Origin of the sequence: Pseudomonas sp. SbOxS1 (genome assembly GCF_013416725.1) — a bacterium.
Classification (GTDB): Bacteria; Pseudomonadota; Gammaproteobacteria; order Pseudomonadales; family Pseudomonadaceae; genus Aquipseudomonas.
On the sequence record NZ_JAAVXC010000002.1, the window covers coordinates 392,585 to 405,229 of the forward strand.

Consider the following 12,645-nt stretch of genomic DNA (forward strand, 5'->3'; position numbering starts at 1 on the left):
TTTTCGGGAGTTTCGTAAATGGCAGTTGCCTCCGGCGCCTATAAGAAAGCCCTCGAGGGCGACCAGTCACCTAAGCAGGTGCTGGTCAAAATCGACCGGGTCACGAAGAAGTTCGACGAGACGATTGCCGTGGACGACGTGTCCCTGGAAATCAAGAAAGGCGAGATTTTCGCCTTGCTCGGCGGTTCGGGATCGGGCAAATCCACTCTGCTGCGCATGCTCGCCGGCTTCGAACGACCGACCGAAGGGCGGATCTTCCTCGACGGCGTGGACATCACCGACATGCCGCCGTACGAGCGGCCGATCAACATGATGTTCCAGTCCTACGCCCTGTTCCCGCACATGACCGTGGCGCAGAACATCGCCTTCGGCCTCAAGCAGGACAAGCTGCCTGCCGCCGAGATCGATGCCCGGGTGGCGGATATGCTCAAGCTGGTGCAGATGACCCAGTACGCCAAGCGCAAGCCGCATCAGTTGTCCGGCGGCCAGCGTCAGCGTGTGGCCCTGGCCCGTTCGCTGGCCAAGCGTCCGAAGCTGTTGCTGCTCGACGAGCCAATGGGCGCGCTGGATAAAAAACTGCGTTCGCAAATGCAGCTGGAGCTGGTGGAGATCATCGAGCGCGTCGGCGTAACCTGCGTCATGGTGACCCACGACCAGGAAGAGGCCATGACCATGGCCGAGCGCATCGCGATCATGCACCTGGGCTGGATCGCCCAGATCGGCAGCCCGATCGACATCTACGAAACCCCGACCAGCCGCCTGGTCTGCGAATTCATCGGCAACGTCAACATCTTCGACGGTGAAGTGATCGACGACGCCGAGGGCCACGCGATCATCACCTGCAAGGACCTCGACCGGAAGATCTATGTGGGGCACGGCATCAGCACCTCGGTGCAGGACAAGTCCGTGACCTATGCGATCCGTCCGGAAAAACTGCTGGTGACCCCGACCATGCCGACCTGTGAATACAACTGGTCCAGCGGCAAGGTGCACGACATCGCCTACCTGGGTGGTCACTCGGTGTTCTACGTCGAACTGCCGAGCGGCAAGATCGTCCAGTCGTTCGTGGCCAACGCCGAGCGCCGCGGCCAGCGGCCGACCTGGGGTGACCAGGTGTACGTGTATTGGGAAGACGATAGCGGCGTGGTACTTCGCTCATGAACATGCGCAAATTCAAACGCCGGCTCAATCGAATAATTCCCGGTGGCCGCCAGCTGGTCATCGGGGTTCCCTTCATCTGGCTGTTCCTGTTCTTCATGTTGCCGTTCTTCATCGTCTTGAAGATCAGCTTCGCCGAAGCCGACGTGGCCATTCCGCCGTACACCGAGATCTACAGCTACGCCGAACAGAAGCTGCAGGTGCTGCTCAACCTGGGCAACTACGCGATGCTCGGCGACGATGAGTTGTACATCGCCGCCTACCTCGGTTCGCTGAAGATGGCGCTGATCAGCACCATCCTCTGCCTGCTGATCGGCTATCCGATGGCCTACGCCATCGCCAGCGCCCGCAAAGAGCTGCAAACGGTGCTGGTGCTGCTGATCATGATGCCGACCTGGACCGCGATCCTGATCCGCGTCTACGCGTGGATGGGCATCCTCAGCAACAACGGCCTGCTCAACGGCTTCCTGATGAGCATGGGCTGGATCAGTGAACCGCTGCAGATCCTCAACACCAACCTCGCCGTGTACATCGGCGTGGTGTATTCGTACCTGCCGTTCATGATCCTGCCGCTGTACGCCAACCTGGTGAAGCACGACACCAGCCTGCTGGAAGCCGCGTCTGACCTCGGTTCGAGCACCTTCAACAGCTTCTGGAAGATCACCGTGCCGCTGTCGAAAAACGGCATCATCGCCGGCTGCATGCTGGTGTTCATCCCGGTGGTGGGTGAGTTCGTGATCCCGGAACTGCTCGGCGGTCCGGAGACCCTGATGATCGGTAAAGTGCTCTGGCAAGAGTTCTTCAACAACCGTGACTGGCCGGTGGCATCCGCCCTGGCGGTGGTGATGCTGGCGATCCTGATTGTGCCGATCATTCTGTTCAACCGCAGTCAGGCCAAGGAAATGGAGGGTAAAGAATGAAACGCTTCCGTTTCTCCAGCCTGATGCTGGTACTGGGTCTGATGTTCATCTACCTGCCGATGCTGATCCTGGTGATCTACTCCTTCAACGCCTCGAAACTGGTGACGGTGTGGGGCGGCTGGTCGATCAAGTGGTACGTCGGCCTGATGGACAACACCCAACTGATGGGCTCGGTGGTGCGCTCGCTGGAAATCGCCTGCTACACCGCGATTGCAGCCGTCGCACTGGGAACGCTGGCCGCGTTCGTCCTGACCCGCATCACCCACTTCAAGGGCCGTACACTGTTCGGCGGCCTGGTCACGGCACCGTTGGTGATGCCCGAAGTGATCACCGGTCTGTCGCTGTTGCTGCTGTTCGTGGCCATGGCGCAGATGATCGGCTGGCCGCAGGAGCGTGGCATCGTCACGATCTGGATCGCCCACACCACGTTCTGTGCGGCGTATGTGGCGGTGGTGGTGTCGGCGCGCTTGCGTGAGCTGGACCTGTCCATCGAAGAGGCGGCCATGGACCTCGGTGCCAAGCCGTGGAAGGTGTTCTTCCTGATCACCATCCCGATGATCGCCCCATCGCTGGCGGCGGGCGGCATGATGTCGTTTGCCCTGTCGCTGGATGACCTGGTGTTGGCGAGCTTCGTGTCGGGGCCGGGTTCCACCACCTTGCCGATGGAAGTGTTCTCGGCGGTGCGCCTGGGTGTGAAACCCGAGATCAACGCCGTGGCCAGCCTGATCCTGCTGGCGGTGTCGCTGATGACGTTCCTGGTCTGGTTCTTCAGCCGTCGTGCCGAAGAAGCGCGCAAGCGTGCGATCCAGCAAGCCATCGAAGAAAGCGCTGCCGATTCGTGGAAGCAACCGGACGTGCGTCGCGCGCAGCCGGAAGCGGCTTGAACCTGAAATCGGGTTGACCACATCCTGTGGCCAACCCAGATCCATTGTGGGAGCGAGCCTGCTCGCGATGAGGGCGTGTCAGTCGGCATCTCTGTCGTCTGATACACCGCCATCGCGAGCAGGCTCGCTCCCACAGGTTTTTTGTCGGTCAGGAAATCCAGGGAGATTGGCGGATGACCTCGACAAAATTCATCGGCTTGAACCCCGGCTCCTGATCCATCAACACGTCGGTCTTCACATTGCCGAACGTGGTCTGCGGACGATGGCGCAAGCCGTCGGCAAAGGCGCAGATGATGCACTCCTTGAACCCTTCACCCCGTGGATGCGCATGCACCACCGCTTCACGCTGCACCGTGGAAAACGCCGCGTAGTCCATGCCCAGCACGTCCATTTCAACGCCGGCGGTCACCAGCGCCACGGTCGGCCTCAGGTGCTGCGGCACGCCCGGCGTGGTGTGCAGGGCGATCGACAGCCAGACCTGCTCGATGTCGTCATCGCTAAAGCCGTAGGGCTTGAGAAACGCGGCCGCCGCGTTGGCACCATCGACTTCGAAGCGTTCGTTGGCGCTGCGATAACCCTCCACCAGACCCAGGTCATGGAACATCGCGCCGACATACAAAAGCTCCGGGTTGTAGGCCAGTTGCTTGCGCTCGCCGCTCAGCGCACCGAACAGGAACACCCGGCGCGAGTGGTGGTAGAGCAGGTCGGATTCGATGTCGCGGATGTATTCGGTGGTAGCTTTGGCCAAGGCGCTGTCGGGGATCTTGATGCCTGCGATGGTGGTGCTCATGGGCTTTTCCTCAAAGTTGACGCCGGGGCGGCGCTGAGGGTTAAAGTCTGTTCGCGGCCCTCAAACGGGACAATCGATCCATGGCTGCGATCCTTGCCAATGAGCATGCATATCGCGCCATTGGCTAGGGTTGCTCAAATTGAATGGGCTTTTGTGGCGAGGGGATTTAGCGAAACGTCGCACCGCCCCGTTGGAGTGCGTAGCGCTCCCAGGATTTTTGGGGCCGCTACGCAGCCCAGCGGGGATAAATCCCCTCGCCACAATTTAGTCCTGGAGATGATTCAGACCATGCACAAAACCGTTGCAATCGTGGTCTTCGCCGGCGTCCAGTCGCTGGACGTCACCGGCCCCATGGATGTGTTTTGCGAAGCCAATCGCTTCCTCGCCCCCGAGGATCACTATCGCCTGGAAGTGATTGGCGTTGAGCGCGGCGTGATGGCGTGTTCCAACGGTTTGGCGCTGAACGCCCATCGGCATTTCAGCGAAGCGCTGGAGTCTTATGACCTGCTGCTGGTGGCCGGCGGACCGCAATTACCGTTCTTGACCTTCGGCCCTGCGTTCGATGCCTGGCTGCGCGATGCCTGCGCGCGGGCGCGTCGCTATGGCTCGATCTGCAACGGTGCGTTCATGCTCGCCAAGGCGGGATTGCTGCAAGGGCGCACGGTGACCACCCATTGGGGGGATGCGGCGGCGTTGGCTGATTTGTGTTTGACGACTCGAGTCGAAGCCGATCGGCTTTACGTTCAGGACGGCGAGCTTTTCACCTCGGCGGGGGTGACGGCCGGGATTGATCTGTCGCTGTATCTGCTGGGGCGCGATCACGGGCCGGACGTGGCCTTGAGCGTGGCAAAACGCTTGGTGGTGTTCACCCAGCGCTCGGGCGGGCAGTCACAGTTCAGCCCGTTTCTCACGCCCCACGCGCAGCCGACCTCCGCCGTGGCGATGGTCCAGCATTACGTGTTGGCGAACTTGACGGGTGACCTGAGCATCGCCGACCTGGCCAACGCCGCCAACATGAGTGCACGCAACTTTTCCCGGGTATTTGCCAAGGAAGCGAAAGTCACCCCGGCCGAGTTTGTCGAGCGGGCGCGCGTGGACGCGGCGCGGGTGATGCTGGAAAGCACCCGCGCGCCGCTCAAGACCGTGGCCTACCAGTGCGGGTTCCGCGATGCCCAGCACATGCGCAGCGTGTTCAACCGCAGGCTGGGGGTGACGCCGCAGCAGTTCAGGCAGAATTTTGCGGCTATGGTGTAAAGCATGAGCTTTTGTTGTTCTTGCAGGCCTCATCGCCAGCAGGCTGGCTCCCACAATCGATCTGTGCGCACAGGACCACTGTGGGAGCCAGCCTGCTGGCGATGAGGCCAGTCCAGCCAATACAAATTTACTGAGCTGACCGCGCCGGCAACAGCTTCAACGTACTCTTCGTATTCGCGGTCACCTCTTCATCATTGAGATGCGCCTGGAAATAAACCCCCTCGATATACGCCTCAGCCTGATCATCAAAGTGCCTGTCAAACGGCACACCACTCTGGCCAACCGGGTTGACCGTCAAACTGTGGGCCGGGTCGGCGAAGTCGATCAGGCGCCGGGTCGATGGGCCGTACGTCACTGGCCAGGGTGCCGGGCCGATCTTGGCCGACAGGTTGTTCGGCACTTCATGGGTGCCGGGGGCCGCGAACGGGCCGACATTGAAGATCCGGTCCAGCGGCTTTTGCTGCCCCAGCGGGTGGCCATGGGTCAGCGTGTGCGCCTTGCCCCATTGCCATTGCGAGAAATCGGCACCCAGCGTGGCCGTGAGGTGGGCGATGCTGGCCAGCCACGCCACTTTGACGGTATCGGCGCGGGTTTCCTTGCCGAGGGTATTGCGGTTGTCCCACCAGGGTGAATCCGGCGTTGCCGCCAGGCGCGGCAGCGCAGCATCGATCACCCGGGTCGAGAGCAGCGTTTCGAAGAAGTCATTGCCCAGGTCGTCGTGCATCGCCGCGTCAGCCAGGTTGAACAGGAACTGGTTGAACAGCGTGGCGCTGGTGGAATCCAGCGGGTAGTCGCCTTTCCACTGGGCCAGTTGCTCCACCAGCTTGAGCTCCGCAGGGTCGCTGACCACTTCGCGCAGGGTCGGCAGCAGCGGCGCCAACAGCCGCGGGCCGTAGGCGGTGGTGGTGCCCAGTTGCAGCTGCTGGCTGTTTTCCAGATCCCATTTGACGTTCTTGTCGCTGAGCTGGCGATTGAGCTGCTGGCCTCGATCGGCGAGGTTGTAATAACCGGGGATCTCCATCCCCGTCGGCGACAGCGGCTGGAAGTTGGCCGAGACGATGTAGCCCCGTGCCGGGTTCTCTTCCTGCGGGTTGGCGCTGAACGGATAGAAACCGTCCTTGTCGGCATCGCTGGTGCTGCCGTCGAGGATAAACCACGGCCGCACCCCGGCAGGGCGCTTGGGCAGTTGCGCCGCGGCCCACCAGCCGATGTCGCCCTTGGCATTGGCCCAGACGATGTTCAGGCCGGGCGCCTGGACCTTGGCGGCAGCGCTACGGGCCTTGGCCAGGGTATCGGCGCGATTGAGCTGGTAGAAGCCGTCGATGATCGGGTTCTGGCTTTCGAGAAACCCCCACCACATGGCGATCGGCGTCTTGCCGACGCTGTTGCCCAGCGCATCGTTGACGATCGGACCATGGGGTGACTGGCGTAGCGTCAGGGTGACCGGGGCCTGGCCCTTGACCGCGATCTGTTGTTCGCTGCTGACCATGTCCACCCATTTGCCGCGATACCAGACCTGATTCGGATTGTCCGGATTGACCTTTTCGGCAATCAGGTCGAGGTCGTCGTTCTGGAACATGGTGATGCTCCAGCCGAAGTCCCGGTTCATGCCCAGCGAAGCGAACGGCATCAGGGCCTGATAGTGGCCATAGAGCTCGAAGCCCGGCGCTGATAGCTGCGCTTCGTACCACACCGACGGCGCGGAAAAGCGGATGTGCGGGTCACCGGCCAGCAGCGGCTTGCCGCTTTTGGTGCGGTTGCCGGCAACCGCCCAGGCGTTGCTGCCCTCGAACTGCGGCAAACCGTTGTCGGCCAGGGCCTGTTCGCTCAGACGGGCGAGGGCGTTGAGGTCTTTCCAGTCGGCGCTGGCGAGGGGTGACGGGGCCGTGCTGTGTTGGGTCGCCAGCACGCCCTTGGCTTGCCAGTCGAGATCGAAGACGCTCAGATAGTCAGCGCCCAATTGATCGCGCACGTAGGTCAGCAGCGGTTCGGTGCGAAACGCCGCGGCAAAACTGTAGGCCATGTAGCCGGCGATGCTGATGGTGTCCTGCGCCGTGAACGGGCGCTTGGCAATGCCCAGCACATCGAACTCTACGGGTTTTGCGTGACTGTCCTGGTACTGGTTGATGCCGTCCAGGTAAGCCTGCAGGGCCAGGAAGGCGGGCGATTGCTTGTCCATGTTCGCCAGGTAGGTTTCGGCACGTTCACGAATGCGCAGGCTGCGCATCAGCTTGTCGGTGTCGAGCAGCTTCGGCCCGAGCACCTCGGCCAGTTCGCCACGGGCGAGGCGACGCAAAACCTCCATCTGGAACAACCGATCCTGGGCATGGACATAGCCGAGGGCGCGATACAGGTCGGTTTCGTTGTCGGCACGGATATGCGGGATGCCCCGCTCGTCATAGCGCACGGTGACTGAACCTTGCAGCTGCTGCAGCTCCACCATGCCCTGGCGTGACGGCTGCTTGCTGTAGACGTACCAACCGGCACCGGCGGCGAGCGCGACGATCAGCAAACCGAGCGCGGTCAGGCTACGTTTCATGGTGACTCCTTATTGTTATTGGTGACAGCAATTCCCTGGCGAGACTGTTTAACACGACAGGCTGGTTTGGCCCATCGCCCGTAGGAGGGATTCTCGTTTGCTGTCGGGGTTACCTCGTCGGGACGACAGGCCACGGGCAGTAACACCCCACGGCCAGTGTGTGCGTGGCACTCACTTCGCGACCTTCGTTCAGCGCTTGCAGGATCGGTTCGATAAAGCTGTTGCTGGAATTGCAGGTCAGGCCTTCGCTATAGGGCCCGAAATAGGCCAGCCTGCCGTTGCGGTCCCAGATCGCCACGGCGGGGCTGGCGGGGATCTGTTCGGAGCCGGGCAGGACGTCGATGGCTTTCAGGCTGCCGAGGGTGGCGGGCAGTTGGCCGTGGCTGCCGGGCTTTTGCACCGTGTAAAACTCCACGCCGTGCGGGACATAGCGTTCGACCAGTTCGGTCAGGTGTTGTTGATTGCCGACATTGCACGGGCAGGCCGGGTCCCAGAAATGCACGAGGCGGATGGCGCCGGGGCCGGCAAGGTTGTCGGGCAGGCGCAGCGGGTCACCGGAGAACACCGCCGTGTGCTCGCTGAATGCCCGCAGGTAGCGCCCCTGAAACCAGTCGTAGGCGGCCCACAGCACCCCGGCGCACACGAGGGCAAGCAGGCTGGCGATCAGGGTGGCGCGATAGGGCGAGCGCATGGGGTCACTCCTTGTGGGGCGGCTAGCTTGCCATGCTTGCCGCGACAGATGAATATCGCAGGTCTATAAAGTCCGCTTCGTACCCTGGAATGCCCATGTCAGTGACCTTCGATCCCGATCATCTGCGTGCCAGCCTGCGGCCGCTGGCGCAAGGGCTGCCGTTGTCAGCGGAGGCCTTGGCTTATCAACGGTTTTATGGGCTGGACTTCTCGACGCGCAATGTACGCAGCGCCTTGGGTTGTTTCCAGGTCGATGGTTACGAGGTGGTCAGCCAGGTCTGGTGGCCAGAGCAGGTGAAGGCGACGCTGTTTGTCTTTCACGGTTTCTACGACCACACCGGTCTCTACCGGCATGTGATCGAGTGGGCGCTGGAGCAAGGCTTCGCCGTGATTGCCTGCGACTTGCCGGGCCATGGGCTGTCCAGTGGCGAACGGGCGAGCATCAAGGACTTCGCCGAGTATCAGGATACCCTGCAAGGCTTGTTTGCCGAGGCGCGATCGCTCGACCTGCCACAACCCTGGCACCTGTGCGGGCAGAGTACCGGTGGCGCCATCGTGATCGATCATGTGCTCAATGCGGGGGCGGGCAGCCCGGCCCAGGGTCAGGTGATCCTGTTGGCGCCGCTGGTGCGTCCACGGGCGTGGGGCTGGTCGCAACTGAGCTATTACCTGCTCAGGCCTTTCGTCAAAGCCATTGCCCGACGCTTCAGCGAGAACTCCAACGACCCGGAATTCTTGCCGTTCCTGCAAGCCGATCCGCTGCAGCCGCTGCGATTGCCGACAGCATGGGTCGGCGCGCTGGCACGATGGATCAAGCGTGTCGAAGCGGCGCCAGCAAGTACGAGGAGGCCGTTGATTGTGCAGGGGCAAGCGGACATGACGGTAGATTGGGAGCATAACCTTGAGGTGCTGCGGGCCAAGTTCGACCGGCCCCAGGTGCTGATGTTGCCCGAGGCGCGGCATCACCTGGCGAATGAGGCGCAAGTGTTGCGTGGGGAGTATTTCGGGTTTTTGACCAAGCGGATCAAGGGGCGCAATCTTTAGCGACAGAAAGGCCCTCATCGCCAGCAGGCTGGCTCCCACAATGGATCTGCGTGCGCCGGTCCCCTGTGGGAGCTAGCCTGCTAGCGATAGCGATCTAACTATCGCCAAAAATCACTGGCTGAGATTGGAAGTACTCTGCCCCACCGCCAACCCCGCCCGAATCGCCGCCAGCGCCGCTTGGTAATAAGCCTTGCCTTCAGCCGACTCGGCAAACGTGGCGAACTCTTCCAGTTCCTCATCCGACAGGTCGCGATAGACGTACAGCAACGTGTTGCTCAGGTCGCTGCCGATCTGGTCCATCAAGCGCTGGCGCTGCCCGTTCAGCATGCTTTGGGTCTGGCCGGCGCCGAGAAGGCCGGGGATCATCGAACTGAGGCTGTCGGCCGCGACACCGGCAATCGCCAGGCTGACTTCCGCGCCAGCCTCGCGGGCAGGCAGGGCCTGGGCCAGGTGGCCGATGATCAGCAGGCGGCTGTCGCTGGCCTGCATCTTGGGCAAGCCCTTGGCGTTTTTCGCCAGTTGATCGCGGCGGGTCGCGAGCAATTCGGCGGCGACGATTTTCTTGCCCAGCGGCGATTGAAAGAACGCCAGCGCCGGTTTCGGATCGGCGAGGTTCTTGCGCAATTGCGCTTCGGCACGCTGGTCCACGGCATTGGGGGCGAAACGCTGGTTGCTGTTGTCGACCAGCGCCTGGAAAACCGCCGGTGGGAGGCTGCTTTGGTAGCGCTGTTGAGCGGCCGAGAGGGCGTCGTTGAAATGCGCGCGTTGTTCTGGCCAGCCGGCGACATTGTACAGTTGGTCGTGGCCGTCTGCCCAGGCGGGCATAACACAGAGCATCAGCAGGGAGAAAAGCAAACGGCGCATAGGGACTCCTGTCAGCAGGCGACTATTCTCCGTGTGGCATACAGTCTTGTCGAGAATTCGTATCAACCCGCTGCATGGCTCTGTCGGATTTTCAGGCGCAGGAATACTATGCGCGCCATGCAAATACCTTCTGATCACCCGCTGCTGTTACAAATCGTCGACGACCTGGCCACCAGCGGTTGGTCGCAGCAGAATATTTTCCTTTCTCAGGATCTGACCCGAGCGCTGGCGGCCGAGTGCCGTAAACGTGCGGCCGAAGGTGAACTGGCCCCGGCTGCCGTGGGTCGAGGGCCGTCGTCGGAGATACGCGAGGGGATTCGCGGCGATCATATCCAGTGGATCGAGCCCGGCCAGGCCGAGGTCTGCGACAGCTATCTGGCGTTGATGGACAGCCTGCGCGAGGCGCTGAACCGTGGCCTGTTCCTGGGGCTGGAGGATTTCGAGAGCCATTTCGCGATGTACCCGCCCGGCGCCTTCTACCTCAAGCATGTCGACCGTTTTCGCGACGACGACCGGCGCATGGTGTCGGCGGTGGTCTACCTCAATGATGCCTGGCTGCCTGAGCAGGGTGGTCAATTGCGTATGTACCTGGACGAAGGTGCGCAATACGATGTGGTACCCGTCGGTGGATGCCTGGTGGTATTCCTGTCCGGGGAGGTCCCCCATGAAGTCCTGCCTGCGAGCCGTGAACGCCTGTCGTTGACCGGCTGGTTCCGGCGTCGGGGCAACGAGCCGTTCTGATCATGCAAAAGATACTGGTAAGCCGCTGCCTGCTGGGCCACCGCGTACGTTATGACGGCGGGGCCAGCGGGCCTTTCGATCAGTTGCAGCGCTGGATCGACGAAGGTCGGATCGTGCCGTTGTGCCCGGAAGTTGCCGGTGGACTGCCGACGCCACGGGCGGCGGCGGAAATTCCCGGCGGGCAGGGCGGTGCAGTGCTGGATGGCCAGGCCTGGGTGATCACCACTGAGGGCGAGGATGTCAGTGCGCAGTTTCTGTCGGGGGCTTATCAGGCCCTGGAACTGGTGCAACAGCACGGCATCCGCGTTGCCGTGCTCAAGGCCAACAGCCCGTCGTGCGGCAATCTGCTGACCTACGACGGGACGTTCAGCGGGGTGAAGGTCAGTGGCGAAGGCGTGACGGCGGCGCTGCTCAGGCGCCATGGGGTGCAGGTCTTCAGTGAGCTGGAGCTGGCTGAAGCGGCGCAGGCATTGGCGGCACTGAGCTGACGACGAACGTCCATCTTTGTAGGAGCTGGCTTGTCGGGTCGCCGCATCGCAGCGAAGAGGCCGTAACAGTCAATGAAAGTGTTGGCGGGAGGATCGCCTTCGCCGGCAAGCCAGCTCCTACAGGTCAATGTTTCGGCATTACATCCGAGTCCGGCCCCAGCCACTTCTGCTCCAGCGCCTCCAGGCGCCCATCCGCCTTGATCCGTTGCAACGCGCTTTCCAGGCTGGCGTGAAACGCCGGGTTGCCCTTCTGGAACGGAATCGACAAGTTCACCGCCTGGGCGGCTTTCGGCTTTTGCTCTGTCAACGACTGCACCAGCAATATCGAGCGCGGTTCTTCTTTCTGCGCGATCAATTGCGCTTGGGTTTGCACATAAGGTTCGCTGAAGTCGAAACGATCCGCGAGCGCCGGGGTCTGTGCAATGTGGTTGATGGCAATGTCGTATTTGCCACTTTCCACGCCGGTCAGCAGATCACTGGCGTCGGTAACGACAAAGTCGGCGCGCACCTCCAGTTCGTTGGCCAGCAGCTGACCCAACTCGACTTCGAAGCCCGTGAGCCTGCCATCCTCCTTGAAGCTGAAGGGGGGGTTATTAGCCTCAAGGGCAATGCGCAGCTCACCGCGATCGTTCACGTCGTCAATCAGTTCGGCATGAGCCAGCGGGCTCAAAAGGGGTAGCAGGCAGATCAGGCCAGGCAGAAAACGCATGGTCACTCCTTTGAAATCATTATCGCGATGCTCTGATTCAGGCTCGCTTTGCTATGGTTGTCGAGTGCCTTCGACAACGATTGACCATGAAGTTGTGATGGTCACGCGGATTTTACGGAAAAACTGGAGAAGAGAATGAAAACCTTTATGTCACGTGCTGCTTTGGCTGGCCTGCTGATGGGCGTTTCGGTGCTGGCCAGTGCGGCTACACCGGCCCCCCAGGGTGCCGAAGTGTCCATCGTTTCTCCCAAGGACGGTGGCACGGTTCCGCAGACCTTCGTGGTCAAATTCGCTGTCGAGAATATTGCGTTGGCGCCAGCGGGGGATGCCACCAAGAATACCGGGCATCATCATTTGCTGATCGACGTTGACGAGTTGCCCGCCGCTGGGCAGACGATCCCGGCCGATGCCAATCACGTGCACTTCGGCAAGGCACAAACCCAGGCTGAAGTCACACTGACACCGGGCAAGCACACGCTACAACTGATTCTGGGCGACAAAAATCACACGGTGTTCGATCCACCGATTGTTTCCGAGAAAATCACGGTCAACGTTAAATAAAAA

General features: G+C 61.6%; 13 protein-coding genes. 8 read left to right on the top strand and 5 right to left on the bottom strand.

The window, feature by feature from the left end:
* Positions 1-18 precede the first annotated feature (18 nt).
* The 3 genes from HFK74_RS02735 to HFK74_RS02745 are packed head-to-tail and all read left to right on the top strand — an operon-like array spanning position 19 to position 2,962.
* A complete protein-coding gene (locus tag HFK74_RS02735; protein WP_008064958.1) occupies positions 19-1,161 on the top strand; it encodes an ABC transporter ATP-binding protein in 1,143 nt (380 codons plus the stop codon).
* 35 nt (positions 1,162-1,196) lie between these two features.
* A complete protein-coding gene (locus HFK74_RS02740) occupies positions 1,197-2,078 on the top strand; it encodes an ABC transporter permease subunit (protein WP_177325085.1) in 882 nt (293 codons plus the stop codon).
* Positions 2,075-2,962: an ABC transporter permease subunit gene (locus HFK74_RS02745; protein ID WP_180202238.1), complete on the top strand. Its 888-nt coding sequence runs from the start codon at positions 2,075-2,077 to the stop codon at positions 2,960-2,962. Before HFK74_RS02740 ends, HFK74_RS02745 begins: the two co-directional genes overlap by 4 nt.
* Before the next feature lie 148 nt (positions 2,963-3,110).
* Here the strand turns inward: HFK74_RS02745 and HFK74_RS02750 are convergent, their stop codons facing one another.
* Entirely contained in the window at positions 3,111-3,752 is a 642-nt protein-coding gene (locus HFK74_RS02750; protein WP_180202239.1) for an HD domain-containing protein, read from the bottom strand.
* Between the two features lie 288 nt (positions 3,753-4,040).
* On the opposite strand from HFK74_RS02750, the gene HFK74_RS02755 reads away from it, so the two are divergent.
* Positions 4,041-5,006, top strand: a complete 966-nt coding sequence (locus HFK74_RS02755) for a GlxA family transcriptional regulator (protein WP_180202240.1) — start codon at positions 4,041-4,043, stop codon at positions 5,004-5,006.
* Positions 5,007-5,133: 127 nt separating this feature from the next.
* Here HFK74_RS02755 and HFK74_RS02760 read toward each other — a convergent pair whose 3' ends face one another.
* A complete protein-coding gene (locus HFK74_RS02760; RefSeq protein ID WP_180202241.1) occupies positions 5,134-7,545 on the bottom strand; it encodes a penicillin acylase family protein in 2,412 nt (803 codons plus the stop codon).
* A gap of 109 nt (positions 7,546-7,654) precedes the next feature.
* Positions 7,655-8,236 (bottom strand): DUF6436 domain-containing protein, encoded by a 582-nt coding sequence (locus tag HFK74_RS02765; RefSeq protein WP_180202242.1) that lies wholly within the window; start codon positions 8,234-8,236, stop codon positions 7,655-7,657.
* A 95-nt stretch (positions 8,237-8,331) separates the two neighbouring features.
* Here HFK74_RS02765 and HFK74_RS02770 point away from each other — a divergent pair, with 95 nt between their 5' ends.
* Positions 8,332-9,279 (top strand): alpha/beta hydrolase, encoded by a 948-nt coding sequence (locus tag HFK74_RS02770; protein ID WP_180202243.1) that lies wholly within the window; start codon positions 8,332-8,334, stop codon positions 9,277-9,279.
* A gap of 111 nt (positions 9,280-9,390) precedes the next feature.
* On the opposite strand, the gene HFK74_RS02775 is transcribed toward HFK74_RS02770, so the two are convergent.
* Positions 9,391-10,143, bottom strand: coding sequence for a DUF2059 domain-containing protein (locus HFK74_RS02775; protein ID WP_180202244.1), 753 nt, complete (start codon positions 10,141-10,143; stop codon positions 9,391-9,393).
* A gap of 108 nt (positions 10,144-10,251) precedes the next feature.
* Between HFK74_RS02775 and HFK74_RS02780 the strand changes: the two genes are divergently transcribed.
* Entirely contained in the window at positions 10,252-10,884 is a 633-nt protein-coding gene (locus HFK74_RS02780) for a 2OG-Fe(II) oxygenase (protein WP_180202245.1), read from the top strand.
* 2 nt (positions 10,885-10,886) lie between these two features.
* A complete protein-coding gene (locus tag HFK74_RS02785) occupies positions 10,887-11,372 on the top strand; it encodes a DUF523 domain-containing protein (RefSeq protein ID WP_180202246.1) in 486 nt (161 codons plus the stop codon).
* A gap of 124 nt (positions 11,373-11,496) precedes the next feature.
* On the opposite strand, the gene HFK74_RS02790 is transcribed toward HFK74_RS02785, so the two are convergent.
* A complete protein-coding gene (locus tag HFK74_RS02790; RefSeq protein WP_180202247.1) occupies positions 11,497-12,081 on the bottom strand; it encodes a transporter substrate-binding domain-containing protein in 585 nt (194 codons plus the stop codon).
* Positions 12,082-12,216: 135 nt separating this feature from the next.
* Here HFK74_RS02790 and HFK74_RS02795 point away from each other — a divergent pair, with 135 nt between their 5' ends.
* Positions 12,217-12,642 carry a DUF4399 domain-containing protein gene (locus HFK74_RS02795; protein ID WP_180202248.1) on the top strand — a complete coding sequence of 142 codons (426 nt, stop codon included), beginning with the start codon at positions 12,217-12,219 and terminating at the stop codon, positions 12,640-12,642.
* Positions 12,643-12,645: the final 3 nt, after the last annotated feature.

Bases quoted from the DNA above. Each gene is read 5' to 3' on its own strand.
- HFK74_RS02735 (WP_008064958.1), top strand. From the start codon at position 19: ATGGCAGTTGCCTCCGGCGCCTATAAGAAAGCCCTCGAGGGCGACCAG.
- HFK74_RS02745 (WP_180202238.1), top strand. From the start codon at position 2,075: ATGAAACGCTTCCGTTTCTCCAGCCTGATGCTGGTACTGGGTCTGATG.
- HFK74_RS02750 (WP_180202239.1), bottom strand. From the start codon at position 3,752: ATGAGCACCACCATCGCAGGCATCAAGATCCCCGACAGCGCCTTGGCC.
- HFK74_RS02755 (WP_180202240.1), top strand. From the start codon at position 4,041: ATGCACAAAACCGTTGCAATCGTGGTCTTCGCCGGCGTCCAGTCGCTG.
- HFK74_RS02760 (WP_180202241.1), bottom strand. From the start codon at position 7,545: ATGAAACGTAGCCTGACCGCGCTCGGTTTGCTGATCGTCGCGCTCGCC.
- HFK74_RS02765 (WP_180202242.1), bottom strand. From the start codon at position 8,236: ATGCGCTCGCCCTATCGCGCCACCCTGATCGCCAGCCTGCTTGCCCTC.
- HFK74_RS02770 (WP_180202243.1), top strand. From the start codon at position 8,332: ATGTCAGTGACCTTCGATCCCGATCATCTGCGTGCCAGCCTGCGGCCG.
- HFK74_RS02775 (WP_180202244.1), bottom strand. From the start codon at position 10,143: ATGCGCCGTTTGCTTTTCTCCCTGCTGATGCTCTGTGTTATGCCCGCC.
- HFK74_RS02780 (WP_180202245.1), top strand. From the start codon at position 10,252: ATGCGCGCCATGCAAATACCTTCTGATCACCCGCTGCTGTTACAAATC.
- HFK74_RS02785 (WP_180202246.1), top strand. From the start codon at position 10,887: ATGCAAAAGATACTGGTAAGCCGCTGCCTGCTGGGCCACCGCGTACGT.
- HFK74_RS02790 (WP_180202247.1), bottom strand. From the start codon at position 12,081: ATGCGTTTTCTGCCTGGCCTGATCTGCCTGCTACCCCTTTTGAGCCCG.
- HFK74_RS02795 (WP_180202248.1), top strand. From the start codon at position 12,217: ATGAAAACCTTTATGTCACGTGCTGCTTTGGCTGGCCTGCTGATGGGC.